This window comes from Stenotrophomonas sp. PS02301 (genome assembly GCF_029959485.1).
Classification (GTDB): domain Bacteria; phylum Pseudomonadota; class Gammaproteobacteria; order Xanthomonadales; family Xanthomonadaceae; genus Stenotrophomonas; species Stenotrophomonas maltophilia_Z.
Genome location: NZ_JASCOO010000006.1, coordinates 72,209 through 96,807, shown reverse-complemented (window position 1 = coordinate 96,807; position 24,599 = coordinate 72,209). Strand labels below are relative to the sequence as shown.

Here is a 24,599-nt window from a genome sequence, read left to right as displayed (position 1 = left end):
GGGGTCATTCTCGCGGCGGGGGGTTGGGCGTTTGTGCGGCGGGTTGGCGGGCTCGCCAGGATCTACGCGATCCCGTCGCGTGAGAACCATCATTGCGTTGTTGCCGGCCAGCCGCCGGCACTACGTGTTATTTCGGTGGCTGCCGGCCAGCGGCCGGCACTACCTTGAGGTGTGGGCCGCGGCCGTGAGCCGGGGCCTACCCGCATCAGCCCAGAATCCCAGGCAGATCCAGCCCCTTTTCCTTCGCGCAGTCCACCGCGATCTCATAGCCCGCGTCGGCATGCCGCATCACGCCCGTGGCCGGGTCGTTCCACAGCACGCGGGCGATGCGCTTGGCCGCCGCGTCGGTGCCATCGCAGACGATGACCATGCCCGAGTGCTGCGAGAAGCCCATGCCGACGCCGCCGCCATGGTGCAGCGAGACCCAGGTGGCGCCGCTGGCGGTATTGAGCAGGGCGTTGAGCAGCGGCCAGTCGGAGACGGCATCCGAGCCGTCCTGCATGGCCTCGGTCTCGCGGTTGGGCGAGGCGACGCTGCCCGAATCCAGGTGATCGCGGCCGATCACCACCGGCGCCTTCAGTTCGCCATTGGCGACCATCTCGTTGAAGGCAAGGCCCAGTCGATCACGATCGCCCAGGCCGACCCAGCAGATGCGCGCGGGCAGGCCTTGGAACTTGATCTTCTCGGCGGCCATGTCCAGCCAGCGGTGCAGGTGCGGGTTGTCCGGGATCAGTTCCTTGACCTTGGCGTCGGTCTTGGCGATGTCCTCCGGATCGCCGCTCAGCGCGGCCCAGCGGAACGGGCCGATGCCGCGGCAGAACAGCGGGCGGATGTAGGCGGGTACGAAGCCGGGGAAGTCGAAGGCATCGGCCACGCCTTCTTCCAGTGCCATCTGGCGCAGGTTGTTGCCGTAATCCACGGTCGGTACGCCGAGCGAGTGGAAGCCGAGCATGGCGCGGATGTGGTTGGCCATCGATTCGCGCGCGGCGGTTTCCACTTCCTTCGGGGCGGAGACGCGCTTGGCGTCCCATTCTTCCACGGTCCAGCCCTGCGGCAGGTAACCGTTGACCGGGTCGTGCGCGGAGGTCTGGTCGGTCAGCAGGTCCGGCTTCACGCCGCGGATCAGCAGCTCGTCCAGCACGTCGGCGACGTTGCCGAGCAGGCCGACCGAGAGCGGCTTCTTGGCGGTGCACGACTCTTCGATCAGGCGCAGCGCTTCGTCGAGGTCGTCGGTCCAGGTGTCCAGATACCCGGTACGCAGGCGCATCTCGATGCTGCTCTTGCGGCATTCCACCGCCAGGCACGAGGCGCCGGCCATCACCGCAGCCAGCGGCTGTGCGCCGCCCATGCCGCCCAGCCCACCGGTGAACAGCCACTTGCCGGCCAGGCTGCCGTTGTAGTGCTGGCGGCCCATCTCCACGAAGGTCTCGTAAGTGCCCTGCACGATGCCCTGGGCGCCGATGTAGATCCAGCTGCCGGCGGTCATCTGGCCGTACATGGCCAGGCCCTTCTTATCGAGCTCGTTGAAGTGGTCCCAGTTGGCCCAGCGCGGCACCAGGTTGGAGTTGGCGATCAGCACGCGCGGGGCATCCACATGGGTGCGGAACACGCCGACCGGCTTGCCCGACTGCACCAGCAGGGTCTGGTCATCTTCGAGCCGCTGCAGGGTCTCGATGATCTTGTCGTAGCTCTCCCAGTCGCGCGCGGCGCGGCCGATGCCGCCGTAGACCACCAGCTCCTGCGGGCGCTCGGCCACGTCCGGGTGCAGGTTGTTCATCAGCATGCGCAGCGGGGCTTCGGTCAGCCAGCTCTTGCAGGTCAGCGTGGTGCCGGTCGGGGCGAGGATGGTGCGGGTGGAATCGAGACGGGTCATGCAGCACTCCGGGACGTAGCGAAGTCGAGACAGGCATCGAGCACCTGCTGCAGCGTGGCGCGCAGCGGGGCGGCGTGATCGGGATCCAATGGCGTGGGCCAGCTGTGCTCATCCACGGCCTCGGGCTCGTGCATGTAGCCGCGGCAGGCCAGCTCCATCTGCAGCGTGTGCACGCCGCCGGGGATGTCGCTGTAATGGCGGGTGATGTAGCCGCCCTTGAAGCGGCCGTTGCGCACATGGCTCATGCCGCTCATCGCGCACAGATTGTCGACCACGTCGGTCAACGCGTTGTCGCAGGTGGTATCGCCGTTGGTGCCGAGGTTGAACTGTGGCAGCTGGCCATCGAACAGGTGCGGGATGTGCGAGCGGATCGAGTGCGCGTCGTACACCACCACGGTGCCGTGCCGGGCACGCAGTCGCGCGATCTCCGCCGCGAGGGCGTCGTGGTAAGGCGCGAACCAGGTATCGCGGCGGCGCGCGATCTCCGCCTCGTCCGGGCCGTGGCCATCGCGGTACAGCGGCTGGTTGTCGAAGGTGGTCAGCGGGCACAGGCCGGTGGTGTTCTGGCCCGGGTACAGCGAGGTGCCGCTGGGGTCGCGGTTGACGTCGATGACCGATCGCGACACCGCGGTGCGTACGGTGGTGGCGCCCATCTGCTGCGCGAAGGCGTACAGCTCATGCACCCACCAGTCGGCGTCGCGGCGGGCCAGCCACGGCGAGACGAACTGCGCGGCCAGTGCATCGGGCAGCTCGGTGCCCGTGTGCGGGAAGCTGACGATCAACGGCACATCGCCGCGGTGGATCTGCAGCCAATCCGGTTGGGAAGTCATGCCAGCGGCTCCAGTGGCGGCAGGATGTCGTCCAGCCCGGCAGCCAGCACGCCACTGCGCACCAGGTCGGTCGCGGCCACCATGTCCGGGTGGAAGTAACGGTCGTCTTCCAGCGTCGGCACCTGCGCGCGCAGGCGCTGGCGTACGGCTTCAAGTGCATCGCTGGAGCGCAGCGGGGCATGGAAATCGCAGCCCTGTGCAGCGGCCAGCAGCTCGATGCCGATCACGTTGGCGGCGTTCTCGGCCATCGCCATCAGGCGGCGCGCACCGTGTGCGGCCATCGAGACGTGGTCTTCCTGGTTGGCCGAGGTCGGGATCGAGTCGACGCTGGCCGGATAGGCGCGCTGCTTGTTTTCCGAGACCAGCGCCGCGGCGGTGACCTGCGGAATCATGAAGCCGGAATTCAAGCCGGGCTTCGGGGTGAGGAAGGCGGGCAGGCCGGACAGGGCCGGGTCGACCAGCATCGCGGTGCGGCGCTCGCTGATCGAGCCGATCTCGCACACGGCCATCGCCAGCATGTCCGCCGCGAAAGCGACCGGCTCGGCGTGGAAGTTGCCACCGCTCAGCGCCTCGTTGGTATCGGTGAATACCAGCGGATTGTCGGACACACCGTTGGCTTCGATCGCCAGCGTGGTGGCGGCCTGGCGCATCACATCGAACGCGGCGCCCATCACCTGCGGCTGGCAGCGCAGGCAGTACGGGTCCTGCACGCGCACGTCGTTGTCGCGGTGCGATTCGCGGATCGCCGAGCCCTGCATCAGGGTACGCAGCGCGGCGGCGGTGGCGATCTGTCCGCGCTGGCCGCGGATGCTGTGGATGCGCGGGTCGAACGGGGTGTCCGAACCCTTGGCCGCTTCCACCGAGAGCGCGCCGGTGACCAACGCCGCACGGAACACAGTGTCGATCGCGAACAGACCGGCCAGTGCATAGGCGGTGGAGTACTGGGTGCCGTTGAGCAGGGCCAGGCCTTCCTTCGCGCCCAGCACCAGCGGGGCCAGGCCGACCTTGGCCAGCGCCTCGGCCGCCGGCAGGCGCTCGCCCGCCACGAAGGCTTCGCCGACGCCGATCATCACGCTCGCCAGGTGCGAGAGCGGGGCCAGATCGCCGGAGGCGCCGACCGAGCCTTGGCACGGAATCACCGGAATGAAGTCGTGCTGCAGGAAGGCTTCCAGCAGGGCCAGCGTCTGCGGGCGGATACCGGAGGCGCCCTGGGCCAGGCTGGCCAGCTTCAACGCCATCATCAGGCGCACCACCGGTGCCGGCATCGGCTCGCCGACGCCGGCGGCATGCGAAAGCACGATATTGCGCTGCAGGGTTTCCAGATCGTCGCGCTCGATGCGCACGCTGGCCAGCTTGCCGAAGCCGGTATTGATGCCGTACACCGGTGCGCCCTTGGCGACGATGTCGGCCACGGTCTGCGCACTGCGCAGCACGGCCGCGGCCGAGGCCGGGTCCAGCCGCACCCGCGCGCCGTCATGGATCGCGCGCCATTGCGCCAGCGTGACGGCGCCGGGGTGCAGGGTCAGGGTAGTGCTCATGAAATCTCCAGACATCACTAGATTCAGACGGGTTGGCCGCGCATCACGCGGCCGTGCAGGGGGTTGAAGCCCATGCGGTAGACGAGGTCGGCAGGCGCCTCGATGTCCCACAGGGCGAGGTTGCAGTCCAGGCCGACGGCGAGCCGGCCGATCCGGTCCTGCCGACCCAGTGCGCGTGCCGCTTCACGGGTGAAGCCGGCGATGCACTCCGCCACGGTCATGCGGAACAGGGTGGCGGCCATGTTCATCGCCAGCAGCGGGCTGGTCAGCGGCGAGGTACCGGGGTTGGAATCGGTGGCCAGCGCCAGCGGTACGCCGGCGGCGCGCAGTGCGGCGATCGGGGGCAGGGTGGTATCGCGGGTGAAATAGAACGCGCCCGGCAGCAGCACGGCCACGGTACCGGCGCTGCGCATGGCGTCGATGCCGTCGGCGTCGAGGTGTTCGATATGGTCGGCCGACAGTGCGCCGTGACGTGCCGCCAGGGCAGCACCGTGCTGGTTGCTGAGCTGCTCGGCGTGGATCTTGATCGCCAGCCCGTGTTGCTGCGCGGCGAGGAAGACCTGCTCGGCCTGCGCGGCGCTGAAGGCGATGTTCTCGCAGAACACGTCCACCGCTTCGGCCAGCCCGGCCGCCGCAACGGCCGGAATCATGACGTTGCAGACCTCGTCGATGTACTCCTGCGCCTGCCGGCCCGGCGGGATCGCATGCGCGCCGAGGAAGGTCGGCACGATCTCGACCGCGCGCTGACGGCCCAGTTCGCGCGCGACGGTCAGCTGCTTGGTCTCATCGGCCAGGGTCAGCCCGTAACCGGATTTGATCTCGAGCGTGGTGATGCCTTCGGCCAGCATGGCATCCAGCCGCGGCAGGCTGGCGGCGAGCAGGTCGGCCTCGCTGGCGGCGCGGGTGGCGCGCACGGTGGAGACGATGCCGCCGCCGGCGCGGGCGATGTCGGCATAGCTCACGCCCTGCAGGCGCTGTTCGAACTCGCCAGCGCGGTTGCCGGCATAGACCAGGTGGGTGTGGCAGTCGATCAGGCCGGGGCTGATCCAGCGCCCGGCGCAGTCGATGCGCTGGGCCGGCTGCAGGTGATCGGCAGAACCGGCCGCACCGACATGCACGATGCGGCCATCGGTGGCGGCGATGACGCCCTCCTCGATCACGCCCAGGCCCGGGCCGTCGACGGTGATCAGGTTGGCGTGGTACCAGAGGGTGTCACAGTGCATGGCAGCAACCACATCGGTGTATATGTCTATACAATATAGGCGCCTCTTCCGGGATGTCCAGTGATGTCAGCCACCCCCGCACCGATCCTTCGTTTCCACGCTGCCCACGCACTGCTGCCGCACGGCTGGGCGCGCGATGTGCGCATCCTCAGCCAGGGCGGCACGCTCCTCGAGGTGACCGAAGGTGTGTCGGCCGAGCCGGGTGATACCGCGCTGGCGATCGCGCTGCCGGGCCTGGGCAACCTGCACAGCCACGCCTTCCAGCGCGGCATGGCCGGGCTGACCGAGATCGGCGGCAACAGCGGCGACAGCTTCTGGAGCTGGCGCGAGCTGATGTACCGCTTCCTGGCGCGTCTGCAGCCCGAGGCCATGCAGGCCATCGCCGAGCAGGCTTATGTGGAAATGCTGGAATCCGGTTTCACCCGGGTCGGTGAGTTCCACTATCTGCACCACGGCCCGGACGGTGCACCCTATGCCAATCGCGCCGAAATGGCCGAACGTATCGCGGCCGCTGCCCACTCCAGTGGCATCGGCCTGACCCTGTTGCCGGTGTTCTACGCGCATGCCGATTTCGGTGGCGCCGCGCCGAATCCGGCCCAGCGCCGTTTGATCCACGACGTGGACGGCTTTGCCGCGCTGCTGCAGGGCTGCACGCGCGCGCTGCAGGACCAGGACGATGCGGTGCTCGGCTTTGCCCCGCACAGCCTGCGCGCGGTGACCGGCGAGGAACTGGCGGCGTTGCTGCCGCTCAACACCGGGCCCGTCCACATCCACATCGCCGAGCAGACCCGCGAGGTTGATGCCTGCGTCGCCTGGAGCGGCATGCGGCCGGTGCAGTGGCTGTACGAACACGCGCCAGTGGATGCGCGCTGGTGCCTGGTGCATGCCACCCACATCACCGAGGCGGAGATGCAGCAGATCGTCGCGAGCCGTGCGGTGGCCGGGCTGTGCCCGATCACCGAGGCGAACCTGGGCGACGGTCTGTTCCCGATGCAGGCCTTCGCGCGTGCCGGCGGCCGGTTCGGCGTGGGCTCGGATTCCAACGTGCTGATCGATGCCGCCGAAGAGCTGCGCCTGCTCGAGTACGGCCAGCGCCTGCAACTGCGCGGGCGCAACGTGCTGGCCCCGGGCGATGGGCAGTCCACCGGCCGCTGGCTGTACGAACAGTCGTTGAACGGTGCTGCGCAGGCCCTGGGCGTGACCACCGGACTGCAGGCAGGCGCACCGGCCGACATCGTCGAACTCGATCCGGACCACCCGGCGCTGATCGCCCGCGACGGTGATGCCTTGCTTGACAGCTGGGTGTTCGCCGCACGTAATGGCGCCGTGCGATCGGTGTGGCGCCAAGGGCGCCAGTGGGTCCGTGACGGTCGCCACCCGCAACGCGAGGCGGTGGCCGCACGGTTCGCCGCGGCACTTCGACCGTTGTTGAGGGTCTGATCCGACCCTCCCATGCAGGAATCCAGAGTGACGGGCAAGAAAGCAGCAACCCTCAATCAGCGCATCCGTGCTGATCTGGAAAGCCGCATCCTCAGTGGACAGTGGGCGCCTGGCTTCCGCATCCCCTACGAACACGAACTGATGGAGCAGTACGGCTGCTCGCGGATGACCGTGAACAAGGTGCTGACCGCGCTGGCCGAGAGCGGCATGATCGAGCGCCGCCGCCGTGCGGGCTCGTTCGTCGCGCGCCAGCCGCCGCACCTGGAACAGGTGGCGCTGGAGATTCCTGATATCGCGATGGCGGTGGAAGCGCGCGGGCACGTCTATGCCTACCAGCTGCTGGAGCGTGCCTACCGGCGCCCGCGCGAGCAGGTGGCCGAAGAAACCACCTTGGCCGGCGGCGAGAAGCTGCTGGCGATCCGCTGCCTGCACCTGGCCGATGGCCGGCCGCTGGCGCTTGAGCACCGCCTGATCAGCCCGGTCGGCGTGCCGGAGGTGCTGGAGGTGGATTTCGAGACGACCGCGCCAGGCAGTTGGCTGCTGCAGAACGTATCGTGGACGCGCGCCCAGCACCGGATCAGCGCCTGGGGCGCCGATGACGCGGCCGCTACGCTGTTGCAGGTCAAGCAAGGCACGGCCTGCCTGGTGATCGACCGTCTCACCTGGCGCGGCGAGCAGCCGATCACCTGCGTGCGGCAGATGTTCCTGGGCGATGCCTACGATCTGGTCGCCCGGTTCTCGCCGGGCGCGCGCTGAGCCTTACAGCGTGGTGCACTGGCGCCAGCGGACCGGCTCATCCACGCCGGGGCGCGGGTTGAGCTGGATGCGCACGGTGCGCAGCGCGGGGTAGCGGGTCACTTCCTCGCAGATCAGCGGCCAGATCGTGTCGATCTCGCCGGTGCGGTTGATCGCCAGCGTCTGCCGGGTGAGCCAGATGCCACTGGCCACGCCGGAGCGGCTGGCCACGTTGCGTGACAGCTCCTGCTGGTAGCGGTCCAGCGTGGCGTCGTCCGGGTTCGCTTCCATTGCAGGCGGAGCGGCGTCGGCCGCGCCGCCAGCGGCCTGCGGGGCTGCCGGGGCAGGCGTCGCAGCAGTGGGCTGGGTGCCGGCCGGCGCGGGTGCTTTCGCTGCAGCCGGCGCGGCCGCCGCGGTTTCATCGTCGGCCCACTCCTTTTCCAGCCCGGCGGTCAGCGAGCCCAGCCCGACCATCAGCCCCAACGTCGCCGCGCCCAGTGCCGCGATCGAGATACGGCGGAGGGCTTCGCCACGGGCACCGGCCTCGACCCGGGCCTCCATGTCGCCCGGCAGGTAGGGCTTCAGCAACGGCCACAGCAGCGGGCCATCGAGGACCTCGACGCTCTGTTTCTCCGCGGCGATGCGTCCATCGCGCTCCACCTTGCCCTCGGTGATCAGGATGCCGCCACGGGCACCGGCCAGACGCGCGGCGGCACCCAGTTCGTTCACGGCCGCGGTGCCGATCCGGTAGGCGCGGCCATGCTTGCAGGAGAGCAGCCAGCGCTGCGGACCGTCGTGCATCAGGAAATCGCTGCGCGGTTCGCGACTGTCTGCGGTCTCGTCCGGTACATCCTGCAGCCCGCGCTGCTCGTGCATCGCGCGCCGGACGATCAGGGAAAACTCGCGCCAGTGCATGCCGGCCAAGGCATTCAGGCCGAGCTGAGTCTCCTTGCGCTTCCGTTTGATCAGCCAGAAGTAGGCCGTGGCCAGGAACCAGACGATGAGGGCCAACAGCAGGGCCAGAATCCAGGAGAGCATGGAGGGGGATATGAACAGGGAAGTGCGATAGACAGTTTATATGCGCCTTTGCACGTCTGCGGCGCGTCGTTGTCGGCGCGGTTCGCATCCGGCGGTCACGTCGGTGACGGCCGTCTCACTTTGCGGGGCCTTGCGCTAGCAGCGCCCACAAAAAACCCGCCAATCCAGAGCCGTGAGGGGAGGGAACAAACGGCGGTGGAAGCGATTGGCGGGTCGATTTCGATTGTCAACAAAGTCGTGCTGCTTTGCAACAATCGACGCAGCGGGTCAGTTCAGGCGTCGGAGGTCGGCGACTGGTGCGTGCCCGGCGATGGATCGGCCGACGGCGAGGCGTTGCGGGCCTCGGCACGGTTGACCCGGGTGTTGAGCGCGTCGATCCGGGCATTGAGCGCGGCGACATCCTCGGCGGTGGGGATGTGCAGACGCTTGAGCACGCCTTGGACCCGGTCATCGAAGGCCTTCTCGACCTTGTCCCAGGTGCCGCTGGCCTTTTCGCGGGCCTCGCCGAGGTGTTCCTCGACATTGTCGCGCCAGCGCGGTGTATCGCCGGTCTGCTCGCGGTTGCGGGCCTCGATGTTCTCGCCTTCCTTGACCAGGTTGTCGAAGACACGGCTGCCTTCGGCCTGCGCACGCCCGAAGGCGCCCAGACCGGCCAGCCAGATCTGCTGGGCCGAATCGGTCAGCTTGCGCGAGAAGCGCTCGGCCTGATCCTGCAGCGAGGGCTTCTCGCCGGGGATGCGATCGTCGAAGTCGTTGGGTGAATTCATGGGGCGATCCCTTGGGTGGACACCCCTGGATCGTATGCATCGCCGGCTTCAAGCGATGTGATGGCCGGCGCCTGTGCAGCGCCGGGCCGGGCGTCGGTTCAGCCGAGCTTTTCCTGCAGCACGCGCTGGATCTCGCTTTCCACCATGCCCTTCATGGCCGAGAGCAGGAAGCCGAGTTTGGCGGTGACCTGCACCTGGCCGGGCTGCAGCGCGATCGCGCCGTCCACGCCGGAGCCGCTGAAGTTCAACACGTCGCCCACCCAGTTGGACTGCAGACCGAAACGCTCGGACAGTTTGGCGGCGACTTCTTCGATGGCTTTGCGCGCATTTTCGGCGGGCAGGGCGTGGGCGTGACGGATATCAATGGTGGACATACAGCCTCCTGGCGACAACGGCGCGGATTTGGGCGTGCATTGTGCGCATCCTCAGGCACAACTCCAAGGTCTGCGTCACACTTCTTCTTCCCTGACATTCAACCTGCTAGGCTGCGCCGCGTGCAGAACCTGCTAGTTCACTTTACTCACCGCCAACATCCCGACCAGCCCCTGCGGCCCGGGGTGCAGCGCATCGTGCGTCATGCATCGGGCACCGTCCGGCTTGGCGATGACACCCCCGGCACCTTGCTGCTGGCCCAGTTCTGCCTGGATGACCGCGGCCTGTGGCTGCAGGTCGCCAACGGCATCCGCGGCATTCACGTCAACGGCCGCCCGGTGCGCCGGATGGCGCTGCTGCGCGCCGGCGACGCCGTCTACGCCGACGGCGTGGAGATGGTGGTGCAGGGCGATTGCGAAGCGGTCGCGCACGCGCCGCCACGCAGCGATGAGGGCGGCGACGACCAGCGCCTGTTGCGTGGGGTCGGCGGCCAGCACCACGGGCGCAGCTTCACGCTGGACCGGCCGCGCGTGATCGGCCGCGGACCCGAGGCGGACATCGTGATCGATGACCCCGCCTTCGCCGAGCAGCACGCCCGCCTGGAGCAGCACGGCGAGCGTCTGCTGCTGCGCGACCTGGGGGCGGGTGAGTCCACGCGGGTCAATGGCGTCACCGTTCGCCATTGCTGGCTGCAGCCGGGTGACCAGCTGGTCTTCGATGCCCAGCACCGTTTCGTGCTCGAAGTCCCGCACGACGGCCGCAAGCGCATCGTGATCGAAGAAGAGGACGACGGCTTCGACGCACGCCAGCGCCCGGAACCGGTGACTGCGCCCAAACGCGTGAGCCGCTGGCCGTGGCTGCTGGCCAGTGCGTTGCTGCTGGCCGCAGCGCTGAGCGGGCTGCTCTGGTTCGGGGCGAGGTAGTGCCGGCCGCTGGCCGGCAACCAGGCACGTCTCGCGTGGGCCATTAGATTCGTTTGCAACCAAATTCGCCTTGTGCTGCAAGGCCTAAAGGCTGGTGCGCTGCGGCATACTAGGGGTCTTGCCCCATAGGTGTGACATGACGCGCGCGTTCAATTTCAGTGCCGGCCCTGCAACGTTGCCGGAATCGGTCCTGCGCCAGGCGCAGGAAGAGATGTTGGAGTGGAACGGCGCGGGCGCCTCCATTGTCGAAATGAGCCACCGCGGCCCGGAGTTCATGGCCGTCGCCGCCCAGGCCGAGGCCGATCTGCGTCGCCTGATCGGCATCCCGGACGACTACGCGGTGCTGTTCCTGGCCGGTGGCGCGACCACCCAGCAGGCCCTGCTCGCGCTCAACTTCGCCCAGCCCGGCCAGACCGTGGATTACGTGCTCACCGGGCACTGGGGCAAGACCGCGATCAAGCAGGTCAGCCCTTACGTCACGGTCAACGTCGCCGCGAGCAGCGAAGCCAACGGCTTCCACGACATCCCGGCGCGCGCCAGCTGGCAGCTTTCCGATGACGCGGCCTACGTGCACATCACCGCCAACGAAACCATCCACGGGGTGGAGTTCCGTGACACCCCGGACGTGGGTGAGGTGCCGCTGTTCGCCGATTTCAGCTCCTCGATCGCCAGCGAGCCGCTGGATGTCAGCCGGTACGGCCTGATCTATGCCGGCGCGCAGAAGAACCTCGGCCCGGTCGGCGTGTCGGTGGTGATCGTGCGCCGCGACCTGCTTGAGCGCAGCGGCCAGCCGCGTGCGGACATCTTCGATTACCGCTCGCACGTTGCGCGCGATTCCATGCTCAACACCCCGCCCACCTGGAACTGGTACCTGGCCGGGCTGGTGTTCCAATGGATGCTGGCCGAAGGCGGCGTGGAAGCATTCGCCCGCCGCAACGCGGTCAAGTCGGGCCTGATCTATGAGGCGATCGACCAGTCCGGCGGCTTCTACCGCAATGAGGTCGTCGCGGCCGCACGCTCGCGCATGAACATCCCGTTCTTCCTGCCCGACGAGGCGCTCAACGCGCGTTTCGTCAGTGAATCCAAAGCCGCCGGCCTGCTGGCGCTGAAGGGCCACAAGGCGGTCGGCGGCATCCGCGCCTCGCTGTACAACGCCATGCCGGTGGAGGGCGCGCAGGCGCTGGCCGCCTTCATGCGCGATTTCCAGCAGCGCAACGGCTGACGCATTCGTTTTTCCCGGGGCGCCCGCCGCCCCACTGCAATTGGAACCCAGATGGCCACCAAACCCGCCAAGCCCAAGGCTGCCAAGCCAGCGCCGACCCCGCCCAAGGCGGCTGCTCCCGCGAAGAAGGCCAAGGCCGCCAAGCGCGACGCCGCGCTGGCCGTTGCCGCGCCCGTGCTGTCGGACGTGCGCGCCAAGATCGACCATATCGACCGCAGCATCCAGGCGCTCATCGCCGAGCGCGCCAACTTCGCCCACCAGGTCGGCAAGGCCAAGGGCAAGCTTGCTGCCGCGGTGGATTACTACCGCCCCGAGCGCGAAGCGCAGGTGCTGCGCATGGTGGTGGACCGCAACGAGGGCCCGCTCAGCGATGAAGTGCTGGTCCACGTCTACCGCGAAATCATGTCGGCCTGCCTGGCCCAGCAGGAGCCGCTGAAGATCGGCTACCTCGGCCCGGAAGGCACCTTCAGCCAGCAGGCCGTGCTCAAGCACTTCGGCCGCTCGGCGCTGGGCCTGCCACTGGCCAGCATCGAAGAAGTGTTCCAGGAAGTGGAAGCGGGCAACGCCGATTTCGGCGTGGTGCCGGTGGAGAACTCGGGGCAGGGCACCATCCAGATCACCCTGGACATGTTCCTGACCTCCAACCTGAAAATCTGCGGTGAAGTGGAACTGCGCGTGCAGCAGTACCTGATGTCGCGCAGTGGCCGGCTGGAGGATGTCGAGCGCGTCTACGGCCACCCGCAGTCGTTCATGCAGACCTCCTCGTGGCTGCGCGCCAACCTGCCCAAGGCCGAGAAGATTCCGGTCTCCAGCAATGCCGAAGGCGCGCGCCGCGCCCGCAATGCCGATGATGCCGCCGCGATTGGTGGCGAGAGCGCCGGGCATGTGTACGGCCTGAAGAAGGTGGTGACCAAGCCGATCCAGAACGACGCGGACAACACCACGCGCTTCCTGGTCATCGGCCGCAACATCTTCCCGACCTCCGGCCACGACCGCACCTCGGTGCTGGTGTTCATCCACGACAAGCCCGGTGCGCTGTTCGATGTGCTCAGCCCGTTCGCGCGGCATGGCATCAGCATGAACCGGATCGAGTCGCGCCCCTCGCACAACGCCAAGTGGGAGTACGGCTTCTTCATCGATCTGGCCGGCCATGTCGACGACGAGGCGATGCAGGCGGCCTTGGCCGAGCTCAAAGCCCACTCGGCGCAGATCAAGATCCTCGGCTCCTATCCGGTCGCCGTGCCCTGATCCGACCGGCGTAGCCGCCTCGCGCGCTGCGCCCGGCCCGGCGCCCGTAGGGGCGCTGCGGCCCCTCCCGCACACCGTTGCATCGCCGCCGCGGCGGCCCGCCCCCTAGGATTCCCGATGACCGCATCTCCGTACTGGATCGCCCACAAGGGCCAGCCCCTGCAGGGCAGCCTGACCATTCCCGGCGACAAGTCTGTCTCGCACCGCTCGGTGATGTTTGCCGCGCTGGCCGATGGCGTGTCGCGTATCGATGGCTTCCTGGAAGGCGAAGACACCCGCGCCACCGCGGCGATTTTTTCGCAGATGGGCGTGCGCATCGACACCCCGTCGCCCTCGCAGCGCATCGTGCACGGCGTCGGCGTGGATGGACTGAAGGCACCGAGCGCCCCGCTGGATTGCGGCAATGCCGGCACCGGCATGCGTCTGCTGGCCGGGCTGATGGCTGCACAGCCGTTTGACTCGGTGATGGTCGGGGATGAATCGCTGTCGCGCCGCCCGATGCGCCGCGTGACCGGTCCGCTGGCCGATATGGGCGCGAAGATCGATACCGAGGCCGATGGCACCCCGCCACTGCGTGTACACGGGGGGCAGGCGCTGCACGGCATCGCGTTCGCCTCGCCGGTCGCCAGCGCGCAGGTCAAATCCGCCGTGCTGCTGGCCGGCCTGTATGCCGAGGGCGAAACCTCGGTCACCGAGCCGCATCCGACCCGGGATTACAGCGAGCGCATGCTGCGCGCGTTCGGCGTGGATATCGCGTTCTCGCCCGGCCAGGCCCGCCTGCGTGGCGGCCAGCGGCTGCGCCCGACCGATATCGTGGTGCCGGCCGATTTCTCCTCGGCGGCGTTCTTCCTGGTGGCGGCCAGCGTCATCCCGGGTTCCGAACTGCGCCTGCGTGCGGTGGGCCTCAACCCGCGCCGTACCGGGCTGCTGGCGGCGCTGCGTCTGATGGGCGCGGACATCACCGAAGAAAACCATGCCGAGCAGGGTGGGGAAGCGGTGGCCGATCTGGTGGTGCGCTACGCACCGCTGCACGGTGCCGAGATTCCCGAAGCGCTGGTGCCGGACATGATCGATGAGTTCCCGGCGTTGTTCGTCGCGGCGGCAGCGGCGCAGGGCAACACGGTGGTGCGCGGCGCGGCCGAACTGCGGGTCAAGGAATCGGACCGTCTGGCTGCGATGGCAACCGGCCTGCGCACCCTGGGCGTGCAGGTCGATGAAACCGATGACGGCGCGACGATCCATGGCGGCGCCGTGCTTGGCAGCGGCACCATCGAGAGCCACGGCGATCACCGCATCGCGATGGCCTTCGCGATTGCCGGCCAGCTCAGCAGTGGCGAGGTGCGCGTCAATGACATCGCCAACGTGGCGACGTCCTTCCCGGACTTCGATGGCCTGGCGACGGGCGCCGGCTTCGGGCTTCGCGCCGCTTGAGGTAGCGCCCGGTTCTGTCCGGCGGCTGCGTCGAGACCTGGGTGGTTGCCGGGCAGCGCCTGGCACTACCTGTCGCCGTGGCGTCGATACGCGGGACGAAAAAAGGGAGGCCATTGGCCTCCCTTTTCGTTTCCGCCTCAGCGCCTCCGTTTAGCGCTCGGTGCGGAAATCCACCGGCACGCGCACCACGCTGGCCACGGCACGGCCGTTGTGCATCGCCGGCTCGAACTTCCAGTCGCGCACGGTGGTCAGTACCGCTCGATCCAGATCGCGATCACGCGTGCCACTACGCTGCACGATATTCGCCTCGGTCACCTGGCCGCGGGTATCCACGTTGAGGCTGGCCACCACGCTGCCCTGCACGCCGCTGCGCAGGGCAGTGCGCGGGTAAGCCGGCTTGGCGTTGCTCGCCAGCGGACGGGCCTCGCGGTTTCGCACGGCCGGCGTCGCCTTGCGCTGCTCGGCCGCCGGTGCGGCCTGGCGCGCAGCAGGTACCGGCGTAGTGGCCACCGGTGCAGTTTCGGTGGCGGGCAACATGCGCTGGCCCACCGGCGCGTCGTTCGTATCCCCCGGGGTGGCATACCGCAGCCACACCAGCGCAGCGGCGAACATCGCCACGATCAACGCCACCCACAACCAGGGGGAGGTGCGGCGATGGTGGGGCTCATCGATCACGTCGCGCTGATGCTGCGGCGAATGGGGCATGTCCGGGGCATGGGTAACACTCATGGCTGACTCCTGGTGTCGATGTGACACCCGCAGTCTTGCCCGGACACGGTTGTGGATGTGTCAGCGCAACGTCAACGCGACGACTGCATTCCCATCGAGGTTCAGTTTGCTGAGCCGTTGCACAATCGCCGCACGTGGCGGCGATGATTCACTGCGGCGTGAAGTCGAACGGCACTTCCAGGCTGCCAGGCACGGGCACACCGTTGTTCTGCGCCGGCTGGAAACGCCAGCGACGCACCGCATCGGACGCCGCGCGGTCAAGGTCGCGTGAACCGCTGCGCTGGATCAACGTCACGGCCGAGGGATAGCCGGTGGCATCCACATCCACGCGGACCACCACCGTGCCGCGGTCACCGCGGCGCAATGCGGCGGGCGGGTAACTCGGCGGCGGCGACTGGTCGGCGATCGGCTGCGGGCGGTCGCTCGGCGCCATGGCCGTGGGCGCGGTGGGTGCGGCGGCCGCAGCCGGGGCGGACGGCGGTGGCGGCGGGGCCGTTTCCACCAGCTGCGGCTTTTCCTCGTTGACCGGCGGGGCCTTGGCGTCGGGCATGTCGCTGGAGCCGGCGGCAGCGGCCAGCGGCTCGGGCAGCGGCACCACGTCGGCCACCTGGGCGGGGGTCTGCGCGGCCGGGTCGGCCTTGTAGAAGTCGGTGTTGCGGCTGCTCAGCCATACCACCAGGAACAGCAGCAGGCCCACGCCGAAGGCGATCGCGGCGATCACGAGGCTGCGGCGGGGCAGATGGAAGGTGATGTTCTTGCCAGAAGTCGAGCGGGAAGCAGACATGGGGCATACCGTATGGATCACCGCGATTCTGCCACGCCCGGGATGAACCGGCGGCAGAAAAACGCATAACAGGCGATAATCCCCCTCCGAATCCGTAGACCCCTCTGCCGCCATGCTCGATCCAGCCCTGCTCCGCCAACAGCCCGCCGACCTTGCCGAACGCCTGCGCTCCTCGCGCGGTTTCGAGCTGGATGTCTCCGGGCTGGAGTCGCTGGAAGCCGATCGCAAGCGCATCCAGGTGCGCACGCAGGAGCTGCAGAGCCTGCGCAACAGCCGTTCCAAGGCGATCGGCCAGGCCAAGGCCAAGGGCGAAGACGTCTCGGCGATCATGGCCGAGGTGGCCGCGTTCGCCGATGAGCTGAAGGCCTCGGAAGTGGCCCTGGATGAGTTGCGCGAGAAGATTGAAGCGATCGCGCTGGGCATTCCGAACCTGCCCGCCGAGGATGTGCCGGCCGGCAAGGATGAGTCGGAGAATGTCGAACAGAAGCGCTGGGGCACCCCGCGCGCGTTCGATTTCCCGGTGCTTGATCATGTCGAGCTGGGCGCCCGCAACCGCTGGCTGGATGGCGAGACCGCGGCCAAGCTGTCCGGCTCGCGTTTCACCGTGCTGCGTGGCCCGATCGCGCGGCTGCACCGTGCGCTGGCGCAGTTCATGCTCGACCTGCACACCGGCGAGCATGGCTACGAAGAGACCAATGTGCCGGCGCTGGTCAATGCCGAGTCGCTGCGCGGTACCAGCCAGCTGCCGAAGTTCGAGGACGATCTGTTCAAGACGGCCGTGGGCGATTCCACGCGCTACCTGATTCCGACCTCGGAAGTGCCGCTGACCAACATCGTGCGCGATGACATCATCGATGCCGACCAGCTGCCGCTGCGCATGACCGCCCATTCGCTGTGCTTCCGTGCCGAAGCCGGCAGTGGCGGCCGCGACGTGCGCGGCATGATCCGCCAGCATCAGTTCGAGAAGGTGGAGCTGGTCGCCGCGTGCACCCCGGCGCAGAGCGATGAAGAGCACCAGCGCATGACCCGCTGTGCGGAAGTCGTGCTGGAAAAGCTCGGCCTGCCGTACCGCAAGGTGCTGCTGTGCACCGGCGACATGGGCTTTTCGGCCATCAAGACCTATGACCTGGAAGTGTGGCTGCCCTCGCAGGACACCTACCGTGAGATCTCCTCGTGCTCCAACTGCGGTGATTTCCAGGCGCGCCGCATGCAGGCCCGCTGGCGCAACCCGGAAACCACCAAGCCCGAGCTGCTGCACACGCTCAATGGCTCCGGCGTGGCGGTCGGCCGCGCGATGATCGCGGTGATGGAGAACTACCAGAACGCCGACGGCAGCATCACCGTGCCGGACGCGCTGAAGCCCTACATGGGCGGTGTCGAGATCATCGGTTGATCCAACGCCGTGACGCATGAAAAAAACCCGCCGGAAGGCGGGTTTTTTGTGGGTGGCTACCGGGGCGTCATCGGCGTCAACACGCCCATCGGCACCCAGCCAGAGGACGTGCCGCCGACCACCTCGCACCACACCCAGCTGTTGAGCTCGCGCTCACCGCGCACCTGCTGGCCCACGTCGACATCCAGTTCGCGCGCACAGTAAGCCTCGGCCGCTACCGCATCGCCCTGTGCGTTGCGGCAGATGACCTGCGCCGGCACCCACCCAGCGGCCTGGCCCGGCGTCTGGCACAGATACCAGTTGTCCCAGCCTTCGGGCCCCTGATAGCGCTCGCCGACCTGCAGTGCGTCGCCGGGTTGCAGGGTGATCGGATGTGGGAATTCGCTGCGGTGGGCGGCGGTGACGCGGTAGTCCATGCGGGCTGATCCAGAGAAGGACGGATCAGCATAGCGATCTGCGCGACCGCCTTGGGTCGAATGCGGCACGTCGGGTGCTTCCGGTCCAGAGCCTGATCGAGTAAGGCGGAACTCCGTTGTGCTGTCGGTGCAGAGCTCCATCGATCACCAGATGAATTCCCGGCCAGCGCGGAACCCTCTGCCCACAAGGCGCGCAGGGCAAAGGGGGCGGTTCTGGAGTTTCCGGCGGAGTCCGTGGGATGTGACCTGCGTCCACTCGCGCAGCCGGGCGGCAACGACGATGGATAACGTCATTCACCTCCCGCAGGACCATCCCCGTGAACGCAGTGGGCACAACAACGCCGCCTTTCCACCCGGCAGGGGCTGCTGCGTGGATGCTTCTGGTGATCGCCTGGCTGTGCTTCCTGATTCCCTTTCCGGGGCTGGGGCTCTTCATCGGCTGGCCACTGAATCTGGTGGCCTTCATCCTGGCCATCGTGGCGATGTCCAGCGGTGGGGTGACCAGGGGTCTCGCACCGTTGCTGCTCTCGCTGATGGTCTCGCCGATGGTGTACTTCGTTGGCATCGCCATCTTTGCCGGAACGCTGAGCGCAGTCAGCGCCCCGCGGGAAGATGCGCACGCCGCCGAGACCGAGAGCGAGGCGATCAGCGTGCTGGCCGACACCATCGAGCTGGCCGCGCAGCAGCTGTATCTGGACTACCAGGCCAATGAGATCGCCGCCGACGTGCTCTACAAGGGCAAGCCCCTGGTGATCTCCGGCGATGTGGAGGCCATCCAGGGCGATTCTCTGGATCAGCCCGTCGTCCACTTGTCCGCCGGCCCTGACGCGCGGGTGCTGCTGATGGGGCTGACAACGACGGATGCCGCCGGCCTGCGTAAAGGCGAGGCCATCACCGCGGCCTGCACCGGCGATGGCATGGCACGGGAGACCCCGGCAATGCGCCATTGTGACCTGAGGTAGGTTACAGGGGGCCAGGCGCGCCGCGGCGGCAGGACGCCGGCAGCCGGCAGCCAGGCAAAAAGATGGCCCCGAAAGGGGCCATCAGGGGGAGCGCCGGCAGGGGAGAGAGAACCGGCGTCCCACCACCACACCGTCACGACGAGGGGGAGGGAACGGTGTGGGTCGCCTGACTCACGCCGCGGCGAGTGCTTCCGGCTGCGGCAGCGCGGCCAGCGCCTGCGCAATCGCATCGGTGCGGTGCTGCGGCGAATAGGCAATGCCCTCGGCACGCACGAACTCGACGTTGTCGATGCCGAAGAAGGCGAACACTTGGCGCAGGTACGGATCCTGGAAGTCGGTCGGGGCGCCGGTATGCAGGCCACCGCGGCTGCTGGCCACGATCACGCGCTTGCCGCCGGCCAGGCCCACCGGGCCGTTTTCGGTGTACTTGAAGGTGCGCCCGGCCACGGCCAGGCGGTCAATCCACGCCTTGAGGGTGGAGGCGACGCTGAAGTTGTACATTGGGGAGCCAATGACCACCACGTCGGCGGCGAGGAACTGTTCCAGGACCTGCTCGGCATCGGCCACTTCGGCCGGGTCGGACTGGGCCAGCGACGAGCTGCGCAGGTGCGGGACCGGCTGGGCGTCGAGGTCGCGATAGCTCACCTCCAGGCCCGGCACCTGGTCGCGCCACTGCTGGACCACGGCGGCGGAGAGCTGGCGGGAGACCGAGTTGTCGCCAAGCACGCTGGCATCGATGTGAAGAAGCTTCATGGCAATCACCTGTTATCTGGGTAGGGGCGGGGGCAAGGCGCCGCCGACGAAGATCAGGTTAGGTTGTTGCCTGTTTGGAATAAAGGTGGTTGAATACCACGTATTGTTCTATATCTGGAACTTCGGTATGCAAGACCTCAACGACCTCTACTACTTCGCCATGGTGGTGGATCATGGTGGCTTCGCCGCAGCAGAACGCGCGCTCGGCATCCCCAAATCCCGCCTGAGCCGCCGTATCAGCCAGCTGGAAACCGACCTGGGCGTGCGCCTGCTGCAGCGCTCCACGCGCCGCTTCGCGGTGACCGACGTCGGCACCAGCGTGCATCGCCACGCGCAGACCATGCTTGCCGAGGCCCAGGCCGCACGCGAGGTGGTGGATCGCCTCAGCGCCGAGCCGCGCGGCCTGGTGCGCGCCAGCGTGCCGGTCTCACTCGCGCAGATGCAGCTGCCCTAGCTGCTGCCGATCTTCCTGGCGCAGTACCCCAAGGTGCGGCTGCAGCTGAACATCAGCAACCGCCGCGTGGACATCATCAACGAAGGCTACGACGTCGCCCTGCGCGTGCGTTCGCGCCTGGATGACGATGGCAGCCTGGTGATGCGCAGCTTCGGCCAGGTGCAGGAATTGCTGGTGGCCAGCCCCAAGTACCTCGACCGCGCCGGCCGCCCGAAAGACCCGGACGAGCTGACCAATCACGTCACCCTGAGCATCAGCGAAGACGAAGCCCGTCAGCGCTGGGAACTGCACGGCCCCGAAGGCGCGGTCCGCCGCGTGGACCTGCAGCCGCGCGTGGCCGGCTTCGACTTCCCGCTGCTGCAGAGCATGGTCAAGGACGGCTTCGGCATCACCATGCTGCCGGAAACCGTCTGCGCCGACGCCGTGCGCAACGGCGAACTGGAAGTGGTGCTGCCGGACTGGTCGCTGCCGCAGGGCATCTGCCACGCCGTGTTCGCCTCCCGCCGCGGCCTCCTTCCGGCGGTGCGCGTGTTCATCGACTTCCTGGCCGAACACCTGCCGCCGCAGCTGGAGGCTTCGCGCCTGGACTGCGGTGGCGCGTGCGAGCGGGCCAAGGAAAAGATCAAGGCCAGTGCCTTGGGCGCGTTGGCGGTGGATGCGGGGTGAGCCGCGCGGGTCTTGGGTAAACCGGGCCTGTCATGCGAGAATGCGGCCCCGGCCAAGCGCCGGACCGCACACCGGAGAGATGGCCGAGCGGTTTAAGGCACCGGTCTTGAAAACCGGCGAAGGGTCATTCCTTCCGTGGGTTCGAATCCCACTCTCTCCGCCACTGAATTAACTCAAGTAATTGATTTAAAAGGTGAAGTTATATCCGTAAATCTTGTGGTATGCCATCGGGTATGCCACGGCGGGTTGGCTGTATGTGGAGAGCCCCAAACGTCCTTGGACGTCGCCCATCAGTGCGGAAGCCTGGCGTTGCTAGTGCTGCCAGCCAAGGACTTAGCTAGGAAGGCCGAAGCATGAGTCATTAGGGATTCGGCGGTCTGAATCCGTCCTGGTCGAAAAGGGTCAGCAACGTGTGTGCCGCGTCCAGCGCGGCTCGTGCCCACTCGTCGTCCTCTCCGTCGAATGGCTTTTTATCGGCTTCTTCTTTGCCGCTGTCTAAGAGGTCGTTGCGCACCCGCCGGGCAGCCTCAACCAAAGCGATCGCATCGGACGGCGGCCGTTCCGGTATGTCTAAAGATTGACCTCGTAACTCTGCCTTCGGTAAGCCATTAGGCACGACAAGCTCTTGGACCTTGGGCCGATTTCGTGTGCCGCTCATGATCTTGCGGCGAGTGTCATCCGATACTGGCTCGACGATGTGCGCTGTGAATGGCGCGAAGGTGTTCGTTGCCTGGAGCAAGTCCGCTGAAGGCAAGGCCTGGGAAGCTGCGAACTCGGGTGAGAAGTATCCGCCTGCGAGTTCGGCCAAGTCGCCCGTCAATGTAGGGAGGGCTGTGCTCAAGAAGGCGCGCAAGGTCGGGGCCAAGTCAGTCAACGCTCCTGCCAAGAAAGTTGCCAAGAAGATCGCTCGGAAACCTGATCGTAAAGCGAAGAACGGCTGAGGGGAAAGCCGCGGACATGAGTGTTCGGGGCGCGGCTACGATTGCAGCGAAACACTGGCCGTGAGTGTGAGATTTCAGTTGAATTGGCTCATCCAGGAGAGAATGGCATGTCTGTGTGGACTGCTCTGTCAAAGTGAGGCTCCCTGGAGACCGACTTGACCTCCTGTGTGCAAATGAACTCGATTCAAAGAAATCTCAAACCTGTACTACCACAGTGAGGTCGCAATGGAGCGTCCTCGCGGATTGGGCTCCGCCATCAGTCCTAGAACAGGCATAAGCGATGACGGACAGCAAGATCGAGTTGATCTACTGCGTAATGGTGGTGGCTACAGCGGTACTGGCAGGGGTGGTGAAATGTACCTCCCCAGGCAATCGCATCAACTGCAACTTCATGGATCCCTGATCCCGAGCAACAGCATGCAGAACGCACAAGGCCCGGCTAGTCCGGGCTTTGTGCGTTTCTGCTATCCAATTACAAGGGAAATCACGATGGCGAAAGCATTTGAGTGCTTATTGCGACGCGCGACAGACATGTGGATGGCGGCGCTCGGCCATAGGCTTTTTCGCTGCACTACGCACAGCATCGCCGACCTGGAAGATGTACCAGAAGAGATGAAGGTGGGGCGGTCGCGAGTAACCACTAGAGAAGCTCGTACGGAGAGTGCAAGTAGGCGCACGGATGGAGATGAAGTGTGAGTAGTTTTCATGCTCGAGTAGATCCTCTGGATCATGCCCAATGCGCGGCAGTGGAAGCGGCTGCGCGGTTGCGAGATGACCGTGCAATCGCTCGAGCGCTTCGCATACTGCAACGCAGAGCCTGCAAACCAGGGCAAGCTATGGGGGATGTCGCCACCTGCGGCGCCTTTTTTCGGCTGCGACTTGCTCATGAGAAGCGCGAGCACTTTGAAGTGGCATTTCTCGACGCTCAACACCGCCTACTCGCGGTAGAGCGGCTCTTTTCCGGAACGATAGACGGCGCCAATGTCCATCCCCGGATCGTGCTTCAACGAGCCCTGGCGCTTAATGCGGGCGCTGTGATCCTGGCTCACAACCACCCCAGCGGGAAGGCTGATCCCTCAACTGCCGATAGGGCGATTACGACACGCCTTCAAGAAGCTCTTGGGCTGGTGGACATAAGACTTCTAGATCACTTCATTGTGACGGCAGATCGGGCTCTGTCGATGGCTGCACTAGGCATCCTTTAGACGAGGGGGCGCCAACTGCTTCGCACATCCCAGGCTGCCAGATTAGTACCGCATGGGTTGAGCCTCAGTACCGGCGCTCGCAATCTTGGCGATGAAGGCTTGGCGCTGGTCGGGCGATAGCTCTGTTAACGAGGCAAGGGCCGTAGCCAGATCGCGCTGCTGCTTCTCGCTCAGTGCCTCCATAAACAGTATCGCATCGGCCATCGCTGAGGTTCCTGCTACTAGATAAGCAGGTGGGACGTCAAGAGCGCTAGCCAGCGCAAAAAGCGACTCAAGGCTAACGGTCATCGACTCACTTTCATAACGGCTGATCCGAGCCGAAGCCGTGTCTTTATCCAGCCCCATACGAACTCCCACTTCGCGTTGACTAAGCCCTCGTAAATGGCGGGCTTGACGCAGGCGTGCTGCAACCACGCCGCGAGGAACGCGTGTTGAGCTGCTCATCAACGGTTGGCGGGCTGGGGCCACATACCAACAGGATGACGCCTCTTCTACGTACGGGGTAGACTCTACGTGTTACGTAAGTTTGACGCAACTTCAAAGCCGATCGCACGACCGCTTGCAGCTCGCCCCATGAGGCCGCCAGCAGATTTCACTCAATCAGATAGTTCAACCAACAAGGAGCAACACGCTATGGGAGTCATCCTCTACAACCTGCTGATGACCTTTTTCCTGATCCCTCTGACGATCAGGGCGTACCTGAGTCTGAGGAGCAATCGGCTCCCGCTGCCGCATTTCCAGAACAACGTGGTGGTCAACCGGGTCAAGCTGCAGAAGGCAATCGGAATCTGGTCACCGATCCTGTTCTGGGCCTTCCACGTTGGCTGGCTGATGTTCAACTGGTCCATCGATGCATGGATCGGCGTACTGGCGACGAGCGCCTACATGGTCTCCAGTGCCATGCTCTCCAGTCAGATCAAGGCCAAGCAGATTGGGGTCATCCCAGAGCAAGCCGCTAGTGGCAACGACCCAGCCTGATTGGCTTTGAGCGGCCAGCTATCGGCTGGCCGCTTCGTATGTCTGGAATAGAAATGAAAAAATACGATCGATGAGCGGCGAGCGGCCTGGGCGAGAGGTCGAGCTTCGGAGTTGTGGGCTCGGGCCAATGCGCTGGATGCAAAATCAAGCGGCAGTTGGCGGGATCGTGCCCGTCGGCGGTGGGCTGCCGATAGGCTGATCAGAGAGGCAGTGTCCTATGAGCGGCTGGCGTCTCGGCTTGATGGGCTGATGATTAGTGACGATTGGCTGCCGTTCTAGGTCATGCGCTGGCGCGAGCGAGAGGTTGGCAGGGGGCGTTGCGCCCCCTGCCAGAACTCGGACCCCGTTTTTTCTTTGTGCACCGTACCGAGCTGCTATCGGTTGCACGCGTCAAGCGTTCTGCGGCTCAAAGCTGGCAAGATTGGTGACGGTGTCTCGTCGTGGTGGGGTGGTTGCAAGGCTGCGCTGCCAAGTCCGGCGCTAGCAAGGGAGGGCTGGGATCGTGAACAGCCTCGCTGGCACACTCGCCGGCCTCCACAGCCCTCGACCGGCCGTAGCATGCCCCGGCTCAGGACCTGAACCTGGGCAAGAGCAAGCTGGAGATGGACTTCCGCGAAGCCTACCCGAGCGTCGGCGGATGATGCAGGCGTGGATGGACTAGCTGGACCAGCTGAAGGC

The 24,599-nt window shown here is 66.5% G+C and carries 23 protein-coding genes, 1 tRNA gene and 1 pseudogene; 12 read left to right on the top strand and 13 right to left on the bottom strand.

What is annotated here, in order from left to right; translation table 11 throughout:
- Window positions 1-205 precede the first annotated feature (205 nt).
- The 4 genes from hutU to hutI are packed head-to-tail and all read right to left on the bottom strand — an operon-like array spanning window position 206 to window position 5,464.
- A complete protein-coding gene (gene hutU / locus QMX81_RS03110) occupies window positions 206-1,873 on the bottom strand; it encodes a urocanate hydratase (RefSeq protein WP_282258399.1) in 1,668 nt (555 codons plus the stop codon).
- Window positions 1,870-2,703 (bottom strand): N-formylglutamate deformylase, encoded by an 834-nt coding sequence (hutG, locus tag QMX81_RS03105; protein ID WP_282258397.1) that lies wholly within the window; start codon window positions 2,701-2,703, stop codon window positions 1,870-1,872. Before hutG ends, hutU begins: the two co-directional genes overlap by 4 nt.
- Entirely contained in the window at window positions 2,700-4,241 is a 1,542-nt protein-coding gene (gene hutH / locus QMX81_RS03100; RefSeq protein WP_282258395.1) for a histidine ammonia-lyase, read from the bottom strand. The genes hutG and hutH overlap by 4 nt, the downstream gene beginning before the upstream one ends.
- Window positions 4,242-4,264: 23 nt before the next feature.
- Window positions 4,265-5,464: an imidazolonepropionase gene (gene hutI, locus QMX81_RS03095; protein WP_282258393.1), complete on the bottom strand. Its 1,200-nt coding sequence runs from the start codon at window positions 5,462-5,464 to the stop codon at window positions 4,265-4,267.
- A 63-nt stretch (window positions 5,465-5,527) separates the two neighbouring features.
- Here hutI and QMX81_RS03090 point away from each other — a divergent pair, with 63 nt between their 5' ends.
- A complete protein-coding gene (locus QMX81_RS03090) occupies window positions 5,528-6,904 on the top strand; it encodes a formimidoylglutamate deiminase (protein WP_282258391.1) in 1,377 nt (458 codons plus the stop codon).
- A gap of 27 nt (window positions 6,905-6,931) precedes the next feature.
- Complete coding sequence (gene hutC, locus QMX81_RS03085) at window positions 6,932-7,660, top strand: histidine utilization repressor (RefSeq protein ID WP_282258389.1); 729 nt, start codon at window positions 6,932-6,934, stop codon at window positions 7,658-7,660.
- Window positions 7,661-7,663: 3 nt separating this feature from the next.
- On the opposite strand, the gene QMX81_RS03080 is transcribed toward hutC, so the two are convergent.
- The 3 genes from QMX81_RS03080 to QMX81_RS03070 all read right to left on the bottom strand — a co-directional run bounded on the left by QMX81_RS03080 (window position 7,664) and on the right by QMX81_RS03070 (window position 9,818).
- A complete protein-coding gene (locus QMX81_RS03080; protein WP_121037757.1) occupies window positions 7,664-8,677 on the bottom strand; it encodes a restriction endonuclease in 1,014 nt (337 codons plus the stop codon).
- A 272-nt stretch (window positions 8,678-8,949) separates the two neighbouring features.
- On the bottom strand, window positions 8,950-9,444 hold the full coding sequence (locus QMX81_RS03075) for a phasin family protein (RefSeq protein ID WP_019184310.1): 495 nt from the start codon (window positions 9,442-9,444) through the stop codon (window positions 8,950-8,952).
- 98 nt (window positions 9,445-9,542) lie between these two features.
- Complete coding sequence (locus QMX81_RS03070; RefSeq protein WP_121037754.1) at window positions 9,543-9,818, bottom strand: polyhydroxyalkanoic acid system family protein; 276 nt, start codon at window positions 9,816-9,818, stop codon at window positions 9,543-9,545.
- Window positions 9,819-9,938: 120 nt separating this feature from the next.
- Here QMX81_RS03070 and QMX81_RS03065 point away from each other — a divergent pair, with 120 nt between their 5' ends.
- The 4 genes from QMX81_RS03065 (at window position 9,939) to aroA (ending at window position 14,640) form a co-directional block, all read left to right on the top strand.
- Window positions 9,939-10,739, top strand: a complete 801-nt coding sequence (locus QMX81_RS03065) for an FHA domain-containing protein (RefSeq protein WP_282258383.1) — start codon at window positions 9,939-9,941, stop codon at window positions 10,737-10,739.
- A gap of 136 nt (window positions 10,740-10,875) precedes the next feature.
- A complete protein-coding gene (gene serC, locus QMX81_RS03060; protein WP_121037748.1) occupies window positions 10,876-11,961 on the top strand; it encodes a 3-phosphoserine/phosphohydroxythreonine transaminase in 1,086 nt (361 codons plus the stop codon).
- Window positions 11,962-12,012: 51 nt separating this feature from the next.
- Window positions 12,013-13,209: a prephenate dehydratase gene (pheA, locus tag QMX81_RS03055; protein WP_282258377.1), complete on the top strand. Its 1,197-nt coding sequence runs from the start codon at window positions 12,013-12,015 to the stop codon at window positions 13,207-13,209.
- 117 nt (window positions 13,210-13,326) lie between these two features.
- On the top strand, window positions 13,327-14,640 hold the full coding sequence (aroA, locus tag QMX81_RS03050) for a 3-phosphoshikimate 1-carboxyvinyltransferase (RefSeq protein WP_282258375.1): 1,314 nt from the start codon (window positions 13,327-13,329) through the stop codon (window positions 14,638-14,640).
- A 150-nt stretch (window positions 14,641-14,790) separates the two neighbouring features.
- Here aroA and QMX81_RS03045 read toward each other — a convergent pair whose 3' ends face one another.
- On the bottom strand, window positions 14,791-15,369 hold the full coding sequence (locus QMX81_RS03045; RefSeq protein WP_282258373.1) for an energy transducer TonB: 579 nt from the start codon (window positions 15,367-15,369) through the stop codon (window positions 14,791-14,793).
- 148 nt (window positions 15,370-15,517) lie between these two features.
- Window positions 15,518-16,153 (bottom strand): energy transducer TonB, encoded by a 636-nt coding sequence (locus QMX81_RS03040; protein WP_282258371.1) that lies wholly within the window; start codon window positions 16,151-16,153, stop codon window positions 15,518-15,520.
- A 112-nt stretch (window positions 16,154-16,265) separates the two neighbouring features.
- Here QMX81_RS03040 and serS point away from each other — a divergent pair, with 112 nt between their 5' ends.
- The gene (serS, locus tag QMX81_RS03035; RefSeq protein WP_152153306.1) at window positions 16,266-17,546 is read left to right on the top strand and encodes a serine--tRNA ligase; all 1,281 of its coding nucleotides are present in this window, start codon (window positions 16,266-16,268) and stop codon (window positions 17,544-17,546) included.
- Between the two features lie 56 nt (window positions 17,547-17,602).
- Here serS and QMX81_RS03030 read toward each other — a convergent pair whose 3' ends face one another.
- Window positions 17,603-17,962 (bottom strand): SH3 domain-containing protein, encoded by a 360-nt coding sequence (locus tag QMX81_RS03030; RefSeq protein ID WP_282258368.1) that lies wholly within the window; start codon window positions 17,960-17,962, stop codon window positions 17,603-17,605.
- A 383-nt stretch (window positions 17,963-18,345) separates the two neighbouring features.
- Here QMX81_RS03030 and QMX81_RS03025 point away from each other — a divergent pair, with 383 nt between their 5' ends.
- The gene (locus QMX81_RS03025) at window positions 18,346-18,924 is read left to right on the top strand and encodes a hypothetical protein (protein ID WP_282258366.1); all 579 of its coding nucleotides are present in this window, start codon (window positions 18,346-18,348) and stop codon (window positions 18,922-18,924) included.
- 171 nt (window positions 18,925-19,095) lie between these two features.
- Here the strand turns inward: QMX81_RS03025 and QMX81_RS03020 are convergent, their stop codons facing one another.
- On the bottom strand, window positions 19,096-19,677 hold the full coding sequence (locus QMX81_RS03020) for an NAD(P)H-dependent oxidoreductase (protein WP_152153302.1): 582 nt from the start codon (window positions 19,675-19,677) through the stop codon (window positions 19,096-19,098).
- Window positions 19,678-19,804: 127 nt separating this feature from the next.
- On the opposite strand from QMX81_RS03020, the pseudogene QMX81_RS03015 reads away from it, so the two are divergent.
- Window positions 19,805-20,797 (top strand): annotated as a pseudogene (locus QMX81_RS03015) (LysR substrate-binding domain-containing protein).
- A 73-nt stretch (window positions 20,798-20,870) separates the two neighbouring features.
- Window positions 20,871-20,960: transfer RNA gene (locus QMX81_RS03010), tRNA-Ser, on the top strand.
- Between the two features lie 198 nt (window positions 20,961-21,158).
- Here the strand turns inward: QMX81_RS03010 and QMX81_RS03005 are convergent.
- Complete coding sequence (locus QMX81_RS03005) at window positions 21,159-21,605, bottom strand: hypothetical protein (protein ID WP_152906865.1); 447 nt, start codon at window positions 21,603-21,605, stop codon at window positions 21,159-21,161.
- Window positions 21,606-22,460: 855 nt separating this feature from the next.
- Here QMX81_RS03005 and QMX81_RS03000 point away from each other — a divergent pair.
- Window positions 22,461-22,943, top strand: a complete 483-nt coding sequence (locus QMX81_RS03000; RefSeq protein ID WP_049399716.1) for a JAB domain-containing protein — start codon at window positions 22,461-22,463, stop codon at window positions 22,941-22,943.
- Window positions 22,944-22,985: 42 nt separating this feature from the next.
- On the opposite strand, the gene QMX81_RS02995 is transcribed toward QMX81_RS03000, so the two are convergent.
- Window positions 22,986-23,387 carry a helix-turn-helix transcriptional regulator gene (locus QMX81_RS02995; RefSeq protein ID WP_080355216.1) on the bottom strand — a complete coding sequence of 134 codons (402 nt, stop codon included), beginning with the start codon at window positions 23,385-23,387 and terminating at the stop codon, window positions 22,986-22,988.
- Between the two features lie 189 nt (window positions 23,388-23,576).
- Here QMX81_RS02995 and QMX81_RS02990 point away from each other — a divergent pair, with 189 nt between their 5' ends.
- A complete protein-coding gene (locus QMX81_RS02990; RefSeq protein ID WP_049399662.1) occupies window positions 23,577-23,921 on the top strand; it encodes a hypothetical protein in 345 nt (114 codons plus the stop codon).
- Window positions 23,922-24,599: the final 678 nt, after the last annotated feature.

Excerpts from the sequence above, each read along its gene's own strand:
- QMX81_RS03020 (WP_152153302.1), bottom strand. The coding sequence starts at position 19,677 with ATGAAGCTTCTTCACATCGATGCCAGCGTGCTTGGCGACAACTCGGTC.
- serC (WP_121037748.1), top strand. The coding sequence starts at position 10,876 with ATGACGCGCGCGTTCAATTTCAGTGCCGGCCCTGCAACGTTGCCGGAA.
- hutG (WP_282258397.1), bottom strand. The coding sequence starts at position 2,703 with ATGACTTCCCAACCGGATTGGCTGCAGATCCACCGCGGCGATGTGCCG.
- QMX81_RS02990 (WP_049399662.1), top strand. The coding sequence starts at position 23,577 with ATGGGAGTCATCCTCTACAACCTGCTGATGACCTTTTTCCTGATCCCT.
- aroA (WP_282258375.1), top strand. The coding sequence starts at position 13,327 with ATGACCGCATCTCCGTACTGGATCGCCCACAAGGGCCAGCCCCTGCAG.
- hutI (WP_282258393.1), bottom strand. The coding sequence starts at position 5,464 with ATGCACTGTGACACCCTCTGGTACCACGCCAACCTGATCACCGTCGAC.
- serS (WP_152153306.1), top strand. The coding sequence starts at position 16,266 with ATGCTCGATCCAGCCCTGCTCCGCCAACAGCCCGCCGACCTTGCCGAA.
- pheA (WP_282258377.1), top strand. The coding sequence starts at position 12,013 with ATGGCCACCAAACCCGCCAAGCCCAAGGCTGCCAAGCCAGCGCCGACC.
- QMX81_RS03070 (WP_121037754.1), bottom strand. The coding sequence starts at position 9,818 with ATGTCCACCATTGATATCCGTCACGCCCACGCCCTGCCCGCCGAAAAT.
- hutH (WP_282258395.1), bottom strand. The coding sequence starts at position 4,241 with ATGAGCACTACCCTGACCCTGCACCCCGGCGCCGTCACGCTGGCGCAA.
- QMX81_RS03090 (WP_282258391.1), top strand. The coding sequence starts at position 5,528 with ATGTCAGCCACCCCCGCACCGATCCTTCGTTTCCACGCTGCCCACGCA.
- QMX81_RS03045 (WP_282258373.1), bottom strand. The coding sequence starts at position 15,369 with ATGAGTGTTACCCATGCCCCGGACATGCCCCATTCGCCGCAGCATCAG.
- QMX81_RS03030 (WP_282258368.1), bottom strand. The coding sequence starts at position 17,962 with ATGGACTACCGCGTCACCGCCGCCCACCGCAGCGAATTCCCACATCCG.
- QMX81_RS03040 (WP_282258371.1), bottom strand. The coding sequence starts at position 16,153 with ATGTCTGCTTCCCGCTCGACTTCTGGCAAGAACATCACCTTCCATCTG.
- hutU (WP_282258399.1), bottom strand. The coding sequence starts at position 1,873 with ATGACCCGTCTCGATTCCACCCGCACCATCCTCGCCCCGACCGGCACC.
- QMX81_RS03080 (WP_121037757.1), bottom strand. The coding sequence starts at position 8,677 with ATGCTCTCCTGGATTCTGGCCCTGCTGTTGGCCCTCATCGTCTGGTTC.
- QMX81_RS03075 (WP_019184310.1), bottom strand. The coding sequence starts at position 9,444 with ATGAATTCACCCAACGACTTCGACGATCGCATCCCCGGCGAGAAGCCC.
- QMX81_RS02995 (WP_080355216.1), bottom strand. The coding sequence starts at position 23,387 with ATGAGCAGCTCAACACGCGTTCCTCGCGGCGTGGTTGCAGCACGCCTG.